The sequence below is a fragment of the Ruegeria sp. AM1 genome (assembly GCF_056540745.1).
Genome location: NZ_JBQFXH010000001.1, coordinates 1,099,171 through 1,118,099, shown reverse-complemented (window position 1 = coordinate 1,118,099; position 18,929 = coordinate 1,099,171). Strand labels below are relative to the sequence as shown.

Below are 18,929 nucleotides of genomic sequence, written 5' to 3'. Positions count from 1 at the left end.
CCCCGGACACTGTCACATTAGTCCTTCAGGCTTTCTTCGCGCAGGCCGTCTGCCAGCAGGTTCAAACCAAGAACCAGCGACAACAGTGCAAAGGCAGGTGGAAGGGCGGGGTGCAGATAGATCGACAAGAGCTTGCGCCCTTCATTGATCGTCGACCCCCAGTCGGGGCTTTCCGGTGGCAGGCCCAGTCCGAAGAAGCCCAAGGTCCCCAGAAGGATGGTGGTATAACCAATCCGCAGACAGAAATCGACGATCAGCGGGCCACGCGCATTGGGCAGGATTTCCCAAAGCATGATATACCACGGGCCTTCCCCGCGTGTCTGAGCGGCGGCGACGTAGTCGCGGGTTTTGATGTCCAGTGCCAGCCCGCGCACGATGCGGAACACCGTGGGTGAGTTCACGAAGACCACCGAGACGAACACCACAAGGATACCGCCCGGAATGTCGAACAGGTCCAGATAGGTCGGCAGCCCCCATATGCTGTAGCTGTCGGTGTTGATGATGTAGCCCTTAGTCGAGATCAGCGACAGGTACAGCCAGAACGCGATGCCCAGCACTCCGATCAGCAGAGGCGTGCGAAAGTTTGGCCGCGTGTAGTATCGCGAGTTCAGCAGAACGCCGACAAACAGTATCGGAAAGATGAACAGAACCGCCGCCATATAGTTTGGCACGCCCGTCGCCACGATTTCCGGTGTGACCAGCAGATAGAACAGCAGGATCACCGGAAAGGCGAGGATCAGGTTGGCAAGGAACGACAGCAGCGTATCCAGACGTCCGCCATAATACCCTGCAGGCAGGCCCAGGGTGATCCCCACCATAAAGGCAAACAGCGTCGCAAGCGGTGCGATCTGCACAACGATCCAGGCGCCTTTGACCATGCGGCTGAACACGTCGCGGGCCAGGTTGTCTCCGCCCAGCAGATACCAAGCATACTCGCCTTCCTCGGCATTCGGCAGTGGCGTTCCCGGCACTTTGTTCTTCATGCCTGAAAGCTGCGACAGCGGATCGTGGGTGACGATCAGATCAAGCGCTCCGAAAATTCCGGTGAAGACCCAGAACATGACCAGCCCAAAACCGATCATACCAATCGGGCTGTCATAGAGTTTGCCGTACAGGCCCAGACGGCGTTTGAACGCCATGGACATTGCAAAGAGGATAATCAGTGCGACCCATACAGGCAGGAATTGTTGAGAGATCGCGCCGACAATGCCTGCGCTGCTGCCCATAAAGATGCCCAGCACCAGATAGGCCAGCACAGCACCAACGCTTGCCAGGAACGAATAGTGCAGCGCTGTTTGCGCAAGGCCACGCAGGCCGCCGCCGGAACTTAACGTTCCGTCTGCATTCACCGATACCGGTGCTTCTGACTGAAAGAAGCTTGCGATCATCCAAAGGACAATGGACAGCGCCAGCAGGACAAGTGCGATCAGAAGGATGGGGTTGAGGAAGGCGATAGAGCCGGTCCAGCTTAGGGGTTCCATGATCTATCCTCCCTTACGAGATGCGAATGCGCGGGTTGAGGTAGACGTAGCCGATATCCGATATCAGCTGCGTAAACAGAACCACAAAGACCGAAACAACCGAGATCGCCAGCAAAAGCTGGATGTCGTTGTTTCCTGCCGCCTCGACCAGCGCCCAGCCAAAGCCCTTGTAGTTGAACAGGGTCTCTACGATCACCACGCCGTTCAGCAGCCATGGGAACTGCAGCATAATAACCGTAAAGGGTGCGATCAGCGCGTTGCGCAGCGCGTGCTTCATGACAATGTTGTGGAAAGACACGCCTTTTAGGCGCGCGGTTCGGATGTACTGCGCGGTCATCACCTCGGTCATCGAGGCGCGGGTCATTCGGGCGATATACCCCATGCCATAGAGTGCGATTGTCAAAACCGGCAGAAAGAAGTTCTCAAACGTGGGGTTTTCCATCGCCTGCGTTGCCGTGCCTTTGAACCATTTCAATCCAACAGCAGATGAAGTGAAGATCGCGATGAAGATCACGCCCGAGACATATTCCGGTGTGGCCGTGGTTGTGATGGCAAAGGTCGAAAGCGTCCGGTCGGTCGCTGACCCTTCGCGCATACCAGCCAGAATGCCAAGTATCAGGGCGGAGGGGACCATTAGCAGCATGACCCACAGCATCAGCCTACCTGTCAAACTCAGGCGGGTTCCGATAACTTCTGAGACTTCTTTTTTGAATACCGTGGAATAGCCCCAATACCCTTGCAGGATGCCGCAAAACTGAGGAGCGTCCTCGGCGTTTGTTCCGGGTAGAATGCATCGGCCCTGAACGCTGCCATCGTCATTAGTATAGCGATAAGAGGGTAGCACACCCAGCCATTCGCCATACTTGACGGGTACGGGTTGCAGATATCCACCTTTTTCCAGAAAGCTTCTGACCTCTTCATCCGACATCCGGAAATTGCCCTGCGTCTTTGCGAGCTTTTCGAGGTTCGGATAGAGATTAGTCAGGAAAAAGACGAGAAATGTCAGGCACAGCGCCGTCATCAGCATGATGCCGATGCGCTTTAGTATGAATAGTCCCATGTTAGCCCCTGTTGGTAGGCCGGCGCGCGCAAAGTTCAGCGTCACGCATTGCTGTTATTATATTCGCGGCATCCTTGCGAAAAGGCCGCACCTTGGTGGTGCGGCCTTCGGGTTTTGGATCAGGATTTGATGCCGAACTTATAAAGCTGAGGCAGGTCCGCGATGTGCTTTTCAACACCTACCAGATTGTCACGGTGGTGACGCATGGCAGTTCGCCAATAGGGCTGAATGACCACGCCTTCGTCGATCAGGATCGCCTGAAGCTTGGCCATCACTTCGCGGCGTTGATCCACATCCGCGATCGAGTTCGCCTGCGCCAGCAAGGCGTCGAACTCTTCGTTGGAGAAGCCGGATTCGTTCCAGGCTACACCCGACTTGTAGGCCAGCGCCAGAACCTGTGTGCCCAGTGGGCGATGGTTCCAGTTGGTCGACGAGTAGGGGTATTTGGTCCAGTCATTCCAGAAGGTCGAGCCCGGAAGAACCGTGTGCTTTGCCTTGATCCCGGCATCGTTCAGCTGCGCTACCACAGCGGCGGTCGTGTTGCGCCGCCAGTCGTCGTCGATGGACTGCACCTCGTGCTCATAATCGCCCATCCCGGCCTCATCCATCAGCGCCTTGGCCGCCGCCGGATCATATGGCATGCGCGTGATCGCCGAGTCGTATTCCGGGTGCATCGGGCCGACATGGCAGTTATCGGCAGGGATGCCGTAGCCAGACATGCCAAGCTCAAGGCAGACCTCATTGTCGACCGCCATGGCAAGCGCCTGACGGACCCGTTTGTCGCCGTAAATCTTGTTACCGTCCGCATCTTCGGCAAGCTGGTTGGGGCGGATGACAATGGTGAAGCCTGACGGAATCTCGGAACGGGTCAGGCCGATGCTGTCAAAGATGTCGACGAATTCACCAACCGACTCCCAGTTCATGTCGATCTCTTCGGCTTCATAGGCCGCCAGGAACGCAGCAGGGTCGGTGCCGTAGTCAATGAACTCGATCCGGTCGATATAGCCGCCTTTGCCAGCCGCATAACCCCACCATTCGTGGTCTTCGTTGCGTACCAACACGCCTTTGACGCCAACTTCGTGGCTTTCGGGCAGCATGAAACCGGTGCCAACCGGATTGCCCAGAACATCGTTGGCATCAAAGCTGCTGTGGACAATTGCCGCTGGGTAGTCAGCCATGCCCGGGATAATGGTGATGTCGGGCGCGTTACACTTCAACTTGACTGTGTGGCTGTCGACAATGGTGATTGCGCCGTCTGCGGCCTGCTGTGTGCCTTCATCGATCAGGGTCGCCATGCGCGAGGCCATCGAGTTGCCTTCTAGCGACGCGTCACACCAAGCTGCAATGTTGCGCGCCACATCTTCGGCGGTGAAATCGTCGCCATTGTTCCACTTCACACCCTTGCGGACGTTAAGCGTGTGTTCGGTGGCGTCTGCGTTCGATTCCCAGCTTTCCAGCAGCATGGGCTTGAACGAGCCGTCATTGTTGTATTCGACCAGATATTCCAGCCAACCCGCTGTGAAGGTGGCGATTTGCGTCCAGTCATAGGTGCGCGGGTCTTTGAGCGCGCGCACTTCCATCTGATAGCGAATGGTGCCACCGCGCTGCGGTTCTTCCGCTGAGGCGGGCGACTGTAGCCCGATCAACCCGTAAGCTGTTGGTACGGCGACGCCCAAAGCGGTCGCGCGTGCCAGAAACTCACGCCGGCTCAGTTTGCCTTCCCGATATTCCTGAGCATGCAATTCTGCGGCCCAATGAACCGGTGTTCCGGTTGTTGTGTGGTTTTCCATGAATGTCTCCCTGTGACATTTTATTATTATGGATTGGACCCGGACCGCTCAGGACAGATCAGGTCGACCGAGCGGGTACGCGGGATTTCTTTTGTTGGATACCAAGCATCCCCATAGATGCATTCGGCACCAGAATTTTAGCTAGGTCAATGATCGAAATCGTCATCTATGAGACAAAACCGACATTGCCGTGGAAAGTGCAGGCGCCCACAACCGGTTCACTTAACATCATAAATATGCCAACCGTGGCGTTACAAGTACTCTCCGTTCGGCATACATTTGTATTCTATATGGTGTCAGGCCGCATCAAGCGTTCGGCAGATCACCCGGTTGCCGCAATCCAGTTCCATGACTTCATTCTGGCCCTAAACCAGGTGCGCTGTCGCTTTGCGAATTGTCTGGTCGCGATGGTCGCTTTCTCGCGGGCCTGATCCAACGAGAGCTGCCCGTCGAGATAGGCCAGTAATTCGGGGACACCAATAGCTCTGAATGCAGGCAGCGCCGATTCATAGAGATGGCGCATCGCTTCAACCTCTTCCAGCGCGCCTGTTTGCAACATGAGGTCGAAACGGCGATTGATGCGATCAAGCAGCCAGTCCTTTTCAGTATCAAAGACGATCGGGACGGTATCGTGCAGAGGCAGAACCGGCGGGGGCGTTTGGGATTGCCACTCGCACAGCGGCTTGCCGGTTGCCTTCAGAACTTCCCATGCGCGCTGAACACGGGCCCGGTTTTGAATGTCTATGCCGCTGCGGGTCTTGGCATCCAGCGCATCCAGCAGTGTTGTCAAAGACATCTGATCGGCTTCTGCCCGGACTGCCGCTGGCGTCGCCGGAATATCTGCCATACCTTCGGTCAAGGCGCTGAAATATAGCCCTGTACCGCCGACAATGATCGGGCGGTGTTGACCGTTCAGCAGCGTTGTGACCTCGCGCAGCCAATGGCCGGTTGAGTAGGTCTGATCATAGGCGATATGGCCATAGAGACGATGCGGGGCCTGCGCCTCCTCCTGCGCAGATGGCCGGGCTGAAATGACGCGCCAACAATCATAGACCTGACTGGCATCCGCATTGACGATTACGCCCCCAAACCGTTGCGCAATCTCAAGGGCCAGTGCCGACTTGCCCGAGGCGGTCGGGCCGGCGATCAGAACGGGTTTGTCGTCGGGAATTGGTGGCAGCACGTCGCAAAGGCGCGTTTGAGAGTCTTCGGCCATATTCAGCTGCCTTATTCCTTACCATTCGCATTGAACCTGCGCGGCTTTTGCTTCATTTTGCGCCGGAAAATAAACCCGTGCCAGCCCGGAGCGCAACATGAGCCTGTCTTCCCCCACAGAAACCGCCGAAGCCCCCAAAACAACCTATAATCGCGTGATGCTGAAAATTTCGGGCGAGGCGCTGATGGGGGATCAGGGATTCGGTCTGCATCCGCCCACGGTTCAGCGGATCGCCCAAGAGGTAAAGTCGGTTCACGATCTGGGTGTTGAGATCAGCATGGTGATCGGTGGCGGCAATATCTTTCGCGGGCTCTCCGGTTCGGCACAGGGGATGGAGCGCACCACGGCTGACTACATGGGCATGCTGGCAACGGTCATGAATGCGCTGGCGATGCAATCTGCATTAGAAGGCGTCGGTGTCTTCACTCGGGTCATCTCGGCGATCCGCATGGATGAGGTCTGCGAGCCCTATATCCGCCGCCGCGCGGTGCGCCACCTTGAAAAAAAGCGGGTCTGTATCTTTGCCGCAGGCACCGGAAACCCTTATTTCACGACCGATACGGCTGCGACTCTGCGCGCAAACGAAATGGCGTGCGAGGCGATCTTTATGGGTAAGAACGGCGTAGATGGCATCTATGACAAAGACCCCAAAGAACACGCCGATGCGGTCCGTTATGATACAGTGACTTATGACGACGTATTGGCCAAGCGCCTGCGGGTCATGGATGCCTCGGCCATTGCTTTGGCGCGCGACAATAACCTGCCGCTGATCGTATTCGGACTGGATGAGCCTGGTGGTTTCCGCGGTATTCTGGCGGGCGAGGGGACTTATACCAAAGTTCAGGGCTGACAGTCAGACAATGTGAGCAAATGGGCCCCGGCGTTTATCCGGGGCCCTTGTTGTTTCAGTTCTTGGGTTCATAGAAACCGACCGAATTGCCGTCGGGATCTTTTGCATAGAAAAAGTGCCCGGAAGGAATCGGTATCGCGCCTGACACCACCTGACCGCCAGCGCTTTCAACACGTTTCATAATGTCTTCCAACGCGCCTTCGGCTGCCAGATGCAGCGTCGGCCCCTCACCATCGCGCGCCGGTTTTCCCGGGTAGAGGTGCAGCGCCACTCCGATTTTCGGGTTTTCGGGTTTGAACATGACCATTGGGTTAGGGTCGGACATGTCCACCTTCAGTTCGGCACCGGTGACCGTCGAATAAAATGTAATGGCACGGTCCAGATCGGTCACGGGGAGTTCGCCCCAAACCAGAAAATCTTTGGGAGTATAGCTCATGAGAAACCTCTGTGATTGATGAGTGATTGCACAGTCTCATTGGCTGATGACATTTTGTGACATCAGGGAGTGAACAGGGTTGGCCGACTACGCTGCAACGTTTCCGCTTGAAGCAGTTTCCCTGTTCCGCCAATCATTTGACAACAGCATTCTGGTCGACTGACCCCCGGACTGACCCGGTTAACGACAGCTAGGATTGAGGAGCAATACGCTATGAGCACCCTTGATATCGATTTCGTACGGGCCCAGTTCCCTGCCTTTGCAGAGCCAGATCTGAAAGGGCAGGCGTTCTTTGAGAATGCGGGCGGTTCGTACACGTGCCAGCCGGTCATCGATCGCCTGACCCGCTTTTACACGCAGCGCAAGGTCCAGCCCTATGGGTCTTATCAGGTGAGCCAACTTGGCGGCGCTGAGATGGACGAGGCCCGCGCCCGGATGGCCGCGCTCTTGGGGGTGGAAAACGATGAGCTCAGCTTTGGCCCGTCGACCACGCAGAATACCTATGTTCTTGCGCAGGCCTTGCGTCAGTGGATGCAGCCGGGTGAGGCGATCATTGTCACAAATCAGGATCACGAAGCAAATTCGGGCCCGTGGCGTCGTCTGGCTGACGATGGCATTGAAATTCGTGAATGGCAGATTGATCCGGAAACCGGTTCGCTGAACCCGAGCGATTTAGAGAACCTGCTGGATGAAAAAGCGCGTCTGGTGTGTTTTCCGCACTGTTCCAACGTGATCGGTGAGATCAATCCCGTGACCGAAATCACCGCAATTGCCCACGCCGCCGGGGCCTTTGTCTGTGTTGATGGCGTCTCTTATGCGCCGCATGGATTTCCGAATGTGGGGGACCTTGGCCCCGATATCTATCTGTTTTCGACCTATAAAACCTATGGCCCACATCAGGGATGTATGGTCATCCGTCGCGCATTGGGTGAATTGCTGCCAAACCAGGCGCATTACTTCAACGGTGGCGTCCTTTATAAGCGTTTTACACCGGCGGGCCCTGATCATGCGCAGATCGCGGCCAGTGCGGGGATGGCGGATTATATCGATCTGCTCTGCGATCATCACGGTGGCCCGACCGAAGGGCTCGCGCAACGTGGCGCATTTGTGCATGATCTGATGCGCACGCACGAAGTTGCGTTGCTGCAGCCATTGCTGGACGCGGTCAAAGACCGGAACACGCTGCGCCTTATCGGCCCTGCTGACGCTGCGCACCGGGCTCCGACCGTTGCCCTCGCATTGAACCGGGCGGCCGAGCCTGTGGCGGCTGAACTCGCCAAACAGGGTATCATGGCAGGGGGAGGCGACTTTTACGCTGTACGTCCCCTGCAGGCGATGGGGGTCGATCCCGAGCAAGGTGTTCTGCGTCTCAGCTTTACGCATTACACGTCTGCTCAGGAAGTCGATCAGCTTATTAACGCACTTGACGAGATTTTGTAATCCGGTTCCTGCTCTGTGTCGTATCTATAAGAAAACGCAGGGCGAATATGAAAAACGGGCAGTCTCCGATCATTGTGTGGTTCCGGCGTGATCTGCGCCTGACGGATCATCCGGCACTGAGCGCTGCTGCTGCGACCGGTCGCCCCGTCATCCCTGTTTTCATACTGGATGAGATTGCTCAGACCCTGGGCGCAGCGCCGAAATGGCGGCTGGGTCTTGGACTTGAGGCGTTCGAGCGCACGCTCAAACAGCACGACAGCCGACTGATCCTGCGTCGGGGCAGCGCCTTGGACGTGCTGCAGCGGTTGGTGACCGAGACCGGGGCTCGTGCCGTTTTCTGGTCGCGTGCTTATGATCCCGACGCAATTGCCCGAGATAAGCAAATCAAGGCAGAGTTGATCGATCAATGTCTTGAGGCAAGGTCGTTTGAGGGCCATCTGCTGTTCGAGCCATGGACGGTACAGACCAAGGCCGGACAGCCGTTTCAGGTGTTCACGCCGATGTGGCGCGCGGTGCGCGATCAGTTTGTGCCAGAGCCTGCGCCAGCCCCCTCGCGCCTGCCAGCCCCAACGGTCTGGCCGGCCTCGGACGACGTTGGTACATGGCAATTGGAACGTTCGATGGATCGTGGGGCCGGGATTGTCCGTCCATGGGTGCAACCGGGCGAAACCGCGGCCCACGATCACCTCAACAGATTTCTGCACCATATTTCTGACTATTCGCAAGCGCGGGATCAGTTGGATGCATACGGCACATCAAGTCTGTCAGAATACCTGTCATTGGGCGAGATTGGCCCGCGTACCGTTTGGCACCGGGTGAAACACGAAGGGCTGAACGGGGTGTCAGGGACGGACGCCTTTTTGCGACAACTGGTGTGGCGCGAGTTTGCCTATCATTTGATGTACCATGGACCTCATATGCTGACTGGGAACTGGCGGCAGGGATGGGATGGATTTCCGTGGAACGCCGATCCCTCGCGCCCCGAAGTTGTTGCTTGGCAACAGGCGCGCACCGGCGTGCCCATGGTGGATGCCGGGTTACGTCAGATGTATGTCACCGGTCGGATGCACAATCGGGCCCGGATGGTTGTTGCAAGTTACCTGACCAAGCATCTGATGACGCATTGGAAAATCGGTATGGATTGGTTCGCCGATTGTCTTGTCGACTGGGACCCGGCAGCAAATGCGATGGGCTGGCAATGGGTGGCCGGATCCGGGCCGGACGCGGCACCGTTTTTTCGCATATTCAACCCTGAAACGCAGAGGGAACGGTTCGACCCTACCGAGGCTTATCTGAGACAATGGATCGCCGAAGGGCAGTCAAACCCGCCAGCCTCTGCGACGGCCTATTTTGAGGCGGTGCCACGATCCTGGCAGCTGCATCACACGGATATCTATCCTGACCCAATCCGCGATTTGAAATCAGGGCGCGCGCGGGCGCTGAGCGCCTATGAAACCTGGAAATCATCAGTAAGGAATTGAAAACTTGCCAGAAACAGAATCCCATCTTAGCTTTAACCCACCGCCGCAGAGGGGAGAGCGGATGATCCTGACGACGACAGATGGGCAGGAAAACCTGCCCAGATATTTTACGCAAGTTTTTAAAATGCTGACCCGGATAGAGTCAGGCAGGTTGGATATCGTATTGCCCGATGGCCGCACGTTTAGAGCTCAGGGCCCTGAGGCAGGTCCGATTGCACAGGTCGATATCCACGACCCGGAGGTGTTTTCGCGTTTGATCCGCGAAGGTGAATTGGGATTTTCGGATGGCTATCTGGAAGGCGATTGGAGCACACCTGATCTTCGTTCGTTCATGGATCTTGTGCATTTAGGCACCGAGACGGTCTATGATGACTTCACGGGCAAGTTCTTGGTGCGGGCCTATGAACGGCTGCGGTTTTGGCTGCATCGCAACAACCGAGCGCAGGCAAAGAAAAATATCTCGTATCACTATGATCTCGGGAACGAGTTCTACGGCTTGTGGCTGGATGATACGATGACCTACTCCAGCGCCTTGTTCGAAACCGGGCAGGAGAGTTTGGAAAAGGCGCAGACTGCGAAATATGCCAGTATGGTTGATGAAATGGGTGCGCAGCCGGGGGATCATATCCTTGAAATAGGGTGCGGTTGGGGTGGCTTCGCCGAATATGCTGCCAAAGAGCGTGGGCTTAGGGTGACTGGCCTGACTATTAGCCAAGAGCAATTGAAGTTTGCGCAGCAACGAATTGAGAAGGCAGGACTTTCTGATCTTGTTGAGTTTAAGTTGCAGGACTATCGCGATGAGCGGGGTCAGTATGACGGAATCGCATCGATCGAGATGTTCGAAGCTGTGGGTGAAAAGTATTGGCCCGTCTACTTCGATACAGTTCGAGAGCGCCTGAAGCCCGGCGCTCATGCAACGTTGCAAATCATCACTGTTGCGGATCATCGGTGGGACGTCTACAGAAATGGCATTGATTTTATTCAGAAATATATCTTTCCGGGTGGGATGCTGCCCGCGCCGACCGTCTTAAAGGAACAAGTCCGCCTCGCGGGGTTGAACGTTGTGCGCTCTCGGGAGTTTGGCAAAAGTTATGATCTGACATTGCGCCGCTGGTATGAGACATTCAATGCCAAGTGGGATCAGATCGCCGAGTTGGGCTTTGATGAGCGTTTTCGCCGCATGTGGAATTATTATTTGACCGCCTGTGGCGCAGCCTTTGACACGGGTAATTGCGATGTGACACAGATCACGATAGCAAAACCTAGTTAAGGACGGACCTTTCGAATGCCTACAGCCTCACGTCTCGTTGCTGCCGTATGTCTTGTGGTGGTGGCCTTTATTGTGTCCGGGATGATCATCGATAACGGTGAAGAAGGCAAAAACTATGGTTATTTCACGATCGTGAACATAGCCTTGGGGGCCGTATGTGGCTGGGCGATCATGGGCAAACGCGCGGGCCGAGGCTGGACTTCTGCTATCAACAATGGGTTGACCGGTGTCGCGTCGTTGGTCTTTTGGGGTTTGTTTGTTCAGGGCACTTACGAGATGTTCCGCCTTGCGATGCGACACCGCTATGACGGTCCTTTCGAGGCGGTGAAGGCGATTTTTGAGCTTGGGATCGAGTTTGGGCAGCAACTTATCGTACCGGAAATCCTTGCAACCTTGGCAATCGGCGCTTTGGTTGCGGGAATTTTTACAGAAATCGCATTTCGGCGGTGGAGATAATACCTCTCAATCACAGATGAGAACCTAAGCTTTGTCGGATTTGTTCTTTTACGGCACGTTGCGGTACATCCCCTTGCTCGAACTGGTTATGGGGCGTTTCGCTGCAGAGATGTCCGTTTGTGAGGCCATGCTGCCGGATCATGCCGTCTATGGTGTTCGGGGCCAGGCATTTCCAATGATTGTCAACGAGTTAGGCGGTGAAACTCATGGCATTCTGCTGCGGGGAGTGACGCCAGAAGATCAGGATCGGCTCACCTTTTATGAGGGTGGGTTTGACTATGACCTTCACACAAAGCCTGTCACCGTGTCGGACGGATCTATTGCCGAGGCTCAGGTGTTCTTTCCTGCGCCCGGCAGCTGGACGCCCGATGACCTATGGTCTCTTGAACGCTGGGTTGCAGAATGGGGCCCCGTCACCGTTTTGGCCGCAGAAGAGGTTATGTCCTGCTACGGTCGGGTGAATGCCAAGCTGATCGAGCAGAGCTTTCCAGCCATTCGCACCAGAGCCTGGGCGAAACTGGCTGCGCGAAAGCGGCACACTGGCGATTGCCGCGATACCGCTGATGTGATCGTGCACGACCACAGGCGCGCCTATGTCAATTATTTTGGCATGGAAGAGGTCGATCTGCAGCATCGGCGGTATGATGGCTCGATGAGCCCGGTACTGAAGCGCAGCGGCCTGATGCAGGGGGCCGCTGTGGTCGTGCTTCCCTATGATCCGCGCAGGGATTGCGTTTTGCTGGTCGAGCAATTCCGCCCGCCCGTGTTCCTCAGCGGTGACCCGGAGCCGTGGATCTGGGAACCGGTTGCCGGCATGATCGATCCCGGCGAAACACCCGAACAGGCGGCGCATCGCGAGGTGTTCGAAGAGGCAGGGATCAAGCTTGCCTCGTTGGAGGCTGCCGGCGGGGCTTATTCGTCCAGCGGCTCGTCAACTGAGTACATCCATCTCTATGCCGGGATCGGTGACCTGACCGAGACGACCCACACTGGCGGGGTTGCGACCGAAGGCGAGGATATTCGCAGTCGCATTGTCAGCTTTGAAAACTTTATGGAGCAGGTGGATGGTAATACCTTTAAGGACTTGCCACTTTTATCGTTGGCGCATTGGCTTGCGCGGCACCGGGACCGGCTGAGGGATGGTTATCCCGGCTTGTGATCGGCGCTGAGCGCCTGTACATCTTCGACAAGACAAAAAACATGAGGGTGCCATGCGCATTGCACGAGACCTTGCCGACGCAGTAGGTAAAACTCCGTTGATCCGTTTGCGTCGGATCAGTGAGGAAACCGGCTGTGAAATCCTTGGCAAAGCCGAATTCATGAACCCCGGTCAATCGGTCAAAGATCGCGCGGCATTGTATATCATCCGCGACGCAATCGCGCGGGGCGACCTGAAACCCGGCGGAACCATCGTTGAAGGCACCGCAGGCAATACCGGTATCGGCCTTGCGCTCGTGGGCGCATCGATGGGGTTCAAGACGGTTATCGTGATCCCCGAGACCCAGTCCGAAGAGAAAAAGGACATGCTGCGTCTGGCAGGGGCACAGCTGGTGCAGGTGCCCGCAGCGCCGTATCGGAACCCCAACAACTTTGTGCATTATTCCCGCCGTCTGGCCGAAGAACTGGCGCGCAGCGAGCCAAACGGCGCGATCTGGGCCAATCAGTTCGACAATGTGGCCAACCGTCAAGCGCATGTGGAAACCACAGGTCCTGAGATCTGGGAGCAGACCGGCGGCAAGGTCGATGGTTTTATCTGTGCAGTAGGGTCTGGCGGAACGCTGGCAGGTGTTGCCGAAGCTCTGCAGCCCAAGGGCGTCAGGATCGGTTTGGCGGATCCCATGGGCGCGGGGTTGTTTTCCTACTACACCACCGGTGAGATCGCGATGGAGGGTGGTTCGATCGCCGAAGGGATTGGCCAGGTCAGGATCACCAAGAACCTCGAGGGCTTTACCCCGGATCGCTCTTATCAGATCACGGATACAGAGGCGCTGCCGTATATTTTTGATCTGCTGCGCGACGAAGGGCTGGTGATGGGCGGTTCGACCGCGATCAACATGGCGGGTGCAGTTCGTCTGGCCAAAGAGATGGGGCCGGGGCATACGATTGTTACCATCCTTTGCGACTATGGCACGCGATATCAGTCGAAACTGTTCAACCCCGATTTCCTGCGCGAAAAAGAACTGCCTGTCCCCGAATGGATGACGCAGGCGCCCCGCAGCATACCCGGCGTTTTTGAGGAAGTGTGATGCTGCGCCAGCTCCGACAGTTGTTTATCCTGATCGCCGCACTGGTGATAGGGTTTGCCGGAGTTGCATTTGCTCAGCTAACAGATCGGCAGAGTGAGTATTATCAGGGCTGGATAAATACAGCCGATCGCGCAGTATCGGTGATTGAGGCAAATCGTGCCTCAAATGCGTCTTTGGAAAATTTACGTTCCGAAATAAATGTTTACAGGGAAGACTTCAATAGCGCACGAGGCGCGAATACCGAACGTATCCAAACCCTCGAAAGTCAACTAAAAGCTCTTGGTCCTAAGCCCGAAGATGGGTCGAGTGAGCCGGAAGATATTGCAAATCTGCGCGCGCATCTGGAAACTCAACTCAACAGCTTGCGTGTTCCAAAGATAATCTCGCAAGAAGCTTGGAGCCGCGCCAATGGTCTGATCAGCGAAATTGATCAGCTTATTCGCGATCGTCAGAAAAAAGAGCTGTTGGAGCGTGGGCCGTCACCCATAAATCCAGTCTATTGGAAACCCGCGTGGGTCGACATAACCGAAGCAGCCCGAAGCTTGATCAACGAAACGGTCAAAAATCTGCGTTCTGATGTCGTTCGCGAAGAGGTGAAAGATCGCGGCCTGGTCATTTTGATACTCGTGGTCATTGCATCTGTCTTGTTGATCTACGGGCGGCACTGGTCTGAAAAAGCTGGGGAATACCTTCGTCAGTTTAAAAGCAGCGGCAGCGGCGTCTGGACCTTTGTCGTTTCACTGTTCCGCATCATCTTGCCCTGGCTGGGCGTCACGCTTTTGGTTCAGGCGGTCGTTCTGACCGGTGTTTTGGGTTTACGAGGCACATTGCTGTTTCGGGAAATTCCATATTGGGCGGCGATTATTTTCTATTATGACTGGATCGGCCGTCAGATCTTTATGATGGGGGCGGCGCAAGGCTTTAAAAGCCTGTCGTCCAAAAAGATTACCGAACTGCGCGTTTACATAGATCTGCTGGCTGCAATGCTTATACTGAATGAGCTGGCCCGCTTGTTCGAGCAGATTGAAAACATCTCGGATGCGACGCGCGCGGTGGTCAGCTTCCCGGTCATTGTGGGCACATCTCTGCTACTGTTGAGAATACGCCAAGTTCGTCGGGACGATCTGCTTACTGATCCCGCCGAGGCACCAGCCAATCCTCGGGCGGCAGGGTTTAGTCAACTGATTGAAATCCTGCGTCGCGCCGTATTCTTCTTGGGTTTAGCCAGCCCACTTTTAGCCGTTTTTGGATATACCAACGCAGCCGAAGCGATCGTTTTCCCGGCTGTCAAGACACTGGTCCTGCTGGCTGCACTGGTCATTATTCAGCGCTTTATTAGTTCGGTTTACGGCTGGGTTTCAGGGCAGGGCGAAGCGGCGCGGGACTCTCTGTTTTCGGTGCTGGTGGGGTTTGTTCTGGCAATCCTGGCGCTTCCAGTACTGGCAATTTACTGGGGCGCGCGCGAAACCGACCTGAGCGAGGCGTGGTCGCGCCTGCTGCTTGGCTTTGACATCGGCGGCGTGACGATTTCACCCAGCAACTTCCTGACTTTTGTTGCGGTCTTTGCCATTGGCTATACGTTGACCCGCCTGTTGCAGGGCGGGTTACGGAACTCTTTGCTACCCAAGACAAAAATTGATCCCGGCGGGCAGAACGCCATTGTCGCCGGTACCGGATATGTCGGGATTTTCCTGGCCGCACTTGCCGCCATCATGGTGGCTGGGTTTGACCTGTCATCGCTTGCCATTGTCGCGGGTGCGCTGTCCGTTGGTATCGGTTTTGGTTTGCAGACCATCGTTTCGAATTTTGTGTCTGGTATCATCCTGTTGGTCGAGCGCCCGATTTCCAAAGGCGACTGGATCGATGTGAACGGAATGATGGGGTATGTGCGCGATATCTCTGTCCGGTCGACGCGGATCGAGACATTTGACCGAACAGATGTGATCGTCCCGAACTCGGACCTGATCAGCGGCGTGGTCACCAACTATACGCGTGGCAACACAATCGGGCGCGTAATCGTGCCCGTCGGCGTCGCCTATGGCAGCGATACACGTCAGATCGAGACTATTTTGCGAGAGGTGGCAAACAACCACCCCATGGTGCTGGCCAACCCTGCACCCAACGTGGTGTTTCAGGGCTTTGGTGCGGACTCTTTGGATTTTGAGATCCGCGCGATATTGCGGGATGTGAACTGGTCGCTGTCTGTCCGGTCAGACATGAACCACGAGATTTACAAGCGCTTTGCCGACGAAGGTATCGAGATTCCATTTGCGCAGCGCGATATCTGGCTCAGAAATCCTGAGGTTCTGAAACCAGACGAGGCAGGTCCCCCAAACGCATCGGAAACCGCGCCCACGACATCGAAATCGCAAAACGAGTTAGAGACCTCTGAGCCTATGGAACTGACGGAAACCGATCTAGATTCCGAAGGCGGGGATGAGGTATAACCAACCTGTCGGCTGGCGCGTTTCCGGCGTAAACGCAGCCCGGAAAAGAAGCCGTTCAAGTGTCGAAACCAATTCCGTTATATGGTGATATTTCCCCGCATTCGGGCCTTGCAAATATGCCTTGGATGGTTCACATATCGCCGACACGGAGAGGTGGCCGAGTGGTCGAAGGCGCACGCCTGGAAAGTGTGTAGGCGGGAAACCGTCTCCAGGGTTCGAATCCCTGTCTCTCCGCCATATTTCCAATATATTATGACGCCTCGAGCTTGGCTCAGCTGGACTGACCCAGCGATCCCAGAGCATCGACAAATGGGAAGATACCCAAACGAGAGGATACCCCGTGCAGGATCGCGATGTACCATCGGGAGATAAGGTTCACTACATTAATCTAGACCGTGTGCCTGCGCGCCGAGACTTTATGGAAAGACAGTTTTCCAAGGTTGGACTGCTAGGGGTGCATCGTATCAGTGCAACGGATGCAACCGCGCCCGATGCGCTGGCTGGGAATTGCTATGTCGCTGGAACAGGATCGCGTTGGGGCCTGACCCAGAGCGAGATCGCCTGTTTCGAAAGCCATCGCAGCGTTTGGCAACACATCCTGAACCGTGACCTGCCAGCTGCAGTGGTTTTTGAGGATGATGTCGAGATGTCCGCGCAGGCAGGCGAGGTCATTCAACATCTGCTGGGGCAGGGAGCCTCTTTTGACTTTGTGAAGCTGGACTATTCGCCTCGGACTCTTCGGTTTGGCCCTAAGATGGAGCTGGGTGGCACCATGGTCCGTCCTATTCTGGAAATGGCCCCCAGCGCGGCCGCCTATATTGTATCGCGCGCGGCCTGCCAGAAGCTGCTGGATTGGTCGCAGCAATACTCGGATCATCTGGATGACTTTGTGTCGCTGCCCAGACCCGGGTGGCGCATGTTTCAGTGCTTTCCCGCAGTTGGCGTTCAGATGATCTGGTCCAAGCAACAAGAGCAGGCGGTCGCGCCGGTTAAGGTCAGCGAGCGGACGCAGAACCAGCGGATCAATAGTGGGTTGGATAAAGGGCCGAACTGGTTTCGTATCCGTCGGGAATTGCGTGCCGCGGGGCGCAAATTGCGATGGCGGTTTGGCGGTGAAAAGCGCCTGTTGCGGCAGGGCGGATATGTAGGGTACATCCCTTGCGCCGATGATCTGAGTGTCTGACTTTACCTTTAAGACTACGGTAAAACAGCTAGCGCTAGGCACGAGTACGAGACCGATTTTAGAGCTGCGTGTGAATAAAGTTAACAAAACTAACAATTTGATATATCTTATGATGACGTAGGGGCAGCTGGTGGTGCGTGGGTGTGAGTCAGACGATTTATGAGAAATATGGTGGGTTCAAAACGATAAGTCGGATCGTAATGACGTTTTACGAAATGGCGCTGGAGTCGGACGAGATCGGCGAGTATTTTGAAGATATCGATATGCCGCGTCTGATTGATCACCAGACGAAATTTGTATCCTCTCTTGTTGGTGGTCCAGCATCGTTCAGTGATGAGCGGATTGAAGCCGTCCACCGGCACCTGAATATCAGTCATTCGGATTTCGACGAGATGGCCGAGCTGTTCGGGCAGGCGCTGACCATGCACGGCATGAGAGATGCGGATGTCAGCGTGGCCTTAGCTGCGATTGAAGGAAAACGCGCGATTATCGTCGCACGGCACGCTGCATGAGCATTCTGGCGATCAACGAGCACCTGTTGCGCGCAATCGGGGTTGGCGTCGCCGTTCTTCGTGCCTCGGATCTGACGTTCGTATTCCATAACGGGCCTTTTGCTGAATGGTTTGGAAAGCCCGAAGAAGGGCAGACCCTGCTGGATTTGCTCCCTGATCTCGACGCGCGCGAGCTTGAAGATGTGAAACAATCCGGCCTGCGATATTCTGCTGAATTGCAGATCAAACCCAAAAGACGAACGCTGATCTTTGCCACGACGATTTCGCTTGCCAACGGATTGGAAGAGCAGGTTTTGGTGGTCGAGTGCCAGAATATCACCCGCATTCGCGAGCTTGAAAGCATGATCGACAGCTATTCGACCATGGTTGAGCGCAATACGCGCGAGCTTGAGCGTGAAAAAGAACGGGTTGAACGCCTGCTACTGAACCTGATGCCACGCGCGGTTTATGAAGAGTTCAAGACCTTTGGGGTCGTCACGCCGCAATTGTATGATCAGGTTTCGGTGGTAATGCTGGACTTTGTCGGGTTTACCGACTTTGCAGCCAAAACGGACCCGACGGTCACGCTCAGCGAGTTGAACGATATCTTCACGGCCTTTGATCGCATCGTTGAACAGTTCGGGTGCGAGAGGATTAAGACAATTGGTGACGCCTATCTGGCCGTCTCAGGAATGCCGGACGCGACACCCGATCATGCGACGGCCGTTGCTCATTGTGCAGTCAGATTCATGCGATATCTCGAGCGACGCAATGAAAGCCACCCGCACAAATGGCAAGCGCGTATCGGGTTGGGAATGGGCCCCGCCGTTGGGTCTGTTGTGGGCATCCAGAAATATGTCTACGACGTCTTCGGACCAGCGGTGAACATCGCCTCTCGCCTGCAGGTATTTGCAAATCCGATGAACATTGTCGCGCCGGAAGAGATGAAATACGCCCTGATCGACGAGTTTCAGGTGTCTGATCTTGGACCTGTAGAGATCAAGGGAATGGGATCGATGAACCTGATCAACGTCGCCTCTGGTCTGAATATGCCACGCCCCAGCCGCGCGTTGTGAGGGCCG

Annotated in this window: 16 protein-coding genes and 1 tRNA gene; 12 read left to right on the top strand and 5 right to left on the bottom strand. The window is 55.8% G+C overall.

The genetic code is table 11. The features are described from left to right. Positions 1 to 17: 17 nt before the first annotated feature. The 4 genes from ACR0I7_RS05600 to miaA all read right to left on the bottom strand — a co-directional run bounded on the left by ACR0I7_RS05600 (position 18) and on the right by miaA (position 5,547). Complete coding sequence (locus ACR0I7_RS05600) at positions 18 to 1,481, bottom strand: ABC transporter permease (protein ID WP_480509241.1); 1,464 nt, start codon at positions 1,479 to 1,481, stop codon at positions 18 to 20. A gap of 13 nt (positions 1,482 to 1,494) precedes the next feature. Continuing rightward, a complete protein-coding gene (locus ACR0I7_RS05595; protein ID WP_480509240.1) occupies positions 1,495 to 2,541 on the bottom strand; it encodes an ABC transporter permease in 1,047 nt (348 codons plus the stop codon). Positions 2,542 to 2,660: 119 nt separating this feature from the next. After that, positions 2,661 to 4,331 carry an ABC transporter substrate-binding protein gene (locus ACR0I7_RS05590; protein ID WP_480509239.1) on the bottom strand — a complete coding sequence of 557 codons (1,671 nt, stop codon included), beginning with the start codon at positions 4,329 to 4,331 and terminating at the stop codon, positions 2,661 to 2,663. Between the two features lie 322 nt (positions 4,332 to 4,653). Beyond that, positions 4,654 to 5,547, bottom strand: coding sequence for a tRNA (adenosine(37)-N6)-dimethylallyltransferase MiaA (miaA, locus tag ACR0I7_RS05585; RefSeq protein WP_480509237.1), 894 nt, complete (start codon positions 5,545 to 5,547; stop codon positions 4,654 to 4,656). Between the two features lie 97 nt (positions 5,548 to 5,644). On the opposite strand from miaA, the gene pyrH reads away from it, so the two are divergent. Continuing rightward, positions 5,645 to 6,397 (top strand): UMP kinase, encoded by a 753-nt coding sequence (pyrH, locus tag ACR0I7_RS05580; RefSeq protein WP_480509235.1) that lies wholly within the window; start codon positions 5,645 to 5,647, stop codon positions 6,395 to 6,397. A gap of 55 nt (positions 6,398 to 6,452) precedes the next feature. On the opposite strand, the gene ACR0I7_RS05575 is transcribed toward pyrH, so the two are convergent. After that, positions 6,453 to 6,833, bottom strand: coding sequence for a VOC family protein (locus ACR0I7_RS05575; RefSeq protein WP_480509233.1), 381 nt, complete (start codon positions 6,831 to 6,833; stop codon positions 6,453 to 6,455). Positions 6,834 to 7,046: 213 nt separating this feature from the next. On the opposite strand from ACR0I7_RS05575, the gene ACR0I7_RS05570 reads away from it, so the two are divergent. The 11 genes from ACR0I7_RS05570 to ACR0I7_RS05520 all read left to right on the top strand — a co-directional run bounded on the left by ACR0I7_RS05570 (position 7,047) and on the right by ACR0I7_RS05520 (position 18,923). Further along, positions 7,047 to 8,273, top strand: coding sequence for an aminotransferase class V-fold PLP-dependent enzyme (locus ACR0I7_RS05570; RefSeq protein ID WP_480509232.1), 1,227 nt, complete (start codon positions 7,047 to 7,049; stop codon positions 8,271 to 8,273). 47 nt (positions 8,274 to 8,320) lie between these two features. After that, entirely contained in the window at positions 8,321 to 9,754 is a 1,434-nt protein-coding gene (locus ACR0I7_RS05565; RefSeq protein WP_480509230.1) for a cryptochrome/photolyase family protein, read from the top strand. 61 nt (positions 9,755 to 9,815) lie between these two features. After that, complete coding sequence (locus ACR0I7_RS05560; protein WP_480509228.1) at positions 9,816 to 11,024, top strand: class I SAM-dependent methyltransferase; 1,209 nt, start codon at positions 9,816 to 9,818, stop codon at positions 11,022 to 11,024. A 15-nt stretch (positions 11,025 to 11,039) separates the two neighbouring features. Next, on the top strand, positions 11,040 to 11,480 hold the full coding sequence (locus ACR0I7_RS05555; protein ID WP_480509226.1) for a TrgA family protein: 441 nt from the start codon (positions 11,040 to 11,042) through the stop codon (positions 11,478 to 11,480). A 31-nt stretch (positions 11,481 to 11,511) separates the two neighbouring features. Next, positions 11,512 to 12,639: an NUDIX domain-containing protein gene (locus tag ACR0I7_RS05550; RefSeq protein ID WP_480509224.1), complete on the top strand. Its 1,128-nt coding sequence runs from the start codon at positions 11,512 to 11,514 to the stop codon at positions 12,637 to 12,639. A gap of 52 nt (positions 12,640 to 12,691) precedes the next feature. Further along, entirely contained in the window at positions 12,692 to 13,726 is a 1,035-nt protein-coding gene (locus ACR0I7_RS05545; protein WP_480509222.1) for a cysteine synthase A, read from the top strand. Beyond that, positions 13,726 to 16,173 carry a DUF3772 domain-containing protein gene (locus tag ACR0I7_RS05540; RefSeq protein ID WP_480509220.1) on the top strand — a complete coding sequence of 816 codons (2,448 nt, stop codon included), beginning with the start codon at positions 13,726 to 13,728 and terminating at the stop codon, positions 16,171 to 16,173. The genes ACR0I7_RS05545 and ACR0I7_RS05540 overlap by 1 nt, the downstream gene beginning before the upstream one ends. Before the next feature lie 147 nt (positions 16,174 to 16,320). Further along, a tRNA-Ser gene (locus ACR0I7_RS05535) sits at positions 16,321 to 16,410 on the top strand. A gap of 103 nt (positions 16,411 to 16,513) precedes the next feature. Further along, entirely contained in the window at positions 16,514 to 17,356 is an 843-nt protein-coding gene (locus ACR0I7_RS05530; protein ID WP_480509218.1) for a glycosyltransferase family 25 protein, read from the top strand. Positions 17,357 to 17,499: 143 nt separating this feature from the next. Then, a complete protein-coding gene (locus ACR0I7_RS05525; protein WP_480509216.1) occupies positions 17,500 to 17,868 on the top strand; it encodes a group I truncated hemoglobin in 369 nt (122 codons plus the stop codon). Then, on the top strand, positions 17,865 to 18,923 hold the full coding sequence (locus ACR0I7_RS05520; RefSeq protein WP_480509214.1) for an adenylate/guanylate cyclase domain-containing protein: 1,059 nt from the start codon (positions 17,865 to 17,867) through the stop codon (positions 18,921 to 18,923). The genes ACR0I7_RS05525 and ACR0I7_RS05520 overlap by 4 nt, the downstream gene beginning before the upstream one ends. Positions 18,924 to 18,929: the final 6 nt, after the last annotated feature.

Excerpts from the sequence above, each read along its gene's own strand:
- ACR0I7_RS05600 (WP_480509241.1), bottom strand. The coding sequence starts at position 1,481 with ATGGAACCCCTAAGCTGGACCGGCTCTATCGCCTTCCTCAACCCCATC.
- ACR0I7_RS05595 (WP_480509240.1), bottom strand. The coding sequence starts at position 2,541 with ATGGGACTATTCATACTAAAGCGCATCGGCATCATGCTGATGACGGCG.
- ACR0I7_RS05590 (WP_480509239.1), bottom strand. The coding sequence starts at position 4,331 with ATGGAAAACCACACAACAACCGGAACACCGGTTCATTGGGCCGCAGAA.
- miaA (WP_480509237.1), bottom strand. The coding sequence starts at position 5,547 with ATGGCCGAAGACTCTCAAACGCGCCTTTGCGACGTGCTGCCACCAATT.
- pyrH (WP_480509235.1), top strand. The coding sequence starts at position 5,645 with ATGAGCCTGTCTTCCCCCACAGAAACCGCCGAAGCCCCCAAAACAACC.
- ACR0I7_RS05575 (WP_480509233.1), bottom strand. The coding sequence starts at position 6,833 with ATGAGCTATACTCCCAAAGATTTTCTGGTTTGGGGCGAACTCCCCGTG.
- ACR0I7_RS05570 (WP_480509232.1), top strand. The coding sequence starts at position 7,047 with ATGAGCACCCTTGATATCGATTTCGTACGGGCCCAGTTCCCTGCCTTT.
- ACR0I7_RS05565 (WP_480509230.1), top strand. The coding sequence starts at position 8,321 with ATGAAAAACGGGCAGTCTCCGATCATTGTGTGGTTCCGGCGTGATCTG.
- ACR0I7_RS05560 (WP_480509228.1), top strand. The coding sequence starts at position 9,816 with ATGATCCTGACGACGACAGATGGGCAGGAAAACCTGCCCAGATATTTT.
- ACR0I7_RS05555 (WP_480509226.1), top strand. The coding sequence starts at position 11,040 with ATGCCTACAGCCTCACGTCTCGTTGCTGCCGTATGTCTTGTGGTGGTG.
- ACR0I7_RS05545 (WP_480509222.1), top strand. The coding sequence starts at position 12,692 with ATGCGCATTGCACGAGACCTTGCCGACGCAGTAGGTAAAACTCCGTTG.
- ACR0I7_RS05540 (WP_480509220.1), top strand. The coding sequence starts at position 13,726 with ATGCTGCGCCAGCTCCGACAGTTGTTTATCCTGATCGCCGCACTGGTG.
- ACR0I7_RS05520 (WP_480509214.1), top strand. The coding sequence starts at position 17,865 with ATGAGCATTCTGGCGATCAACGAGCACCTGTTGCGCGCAATCGGGGTT.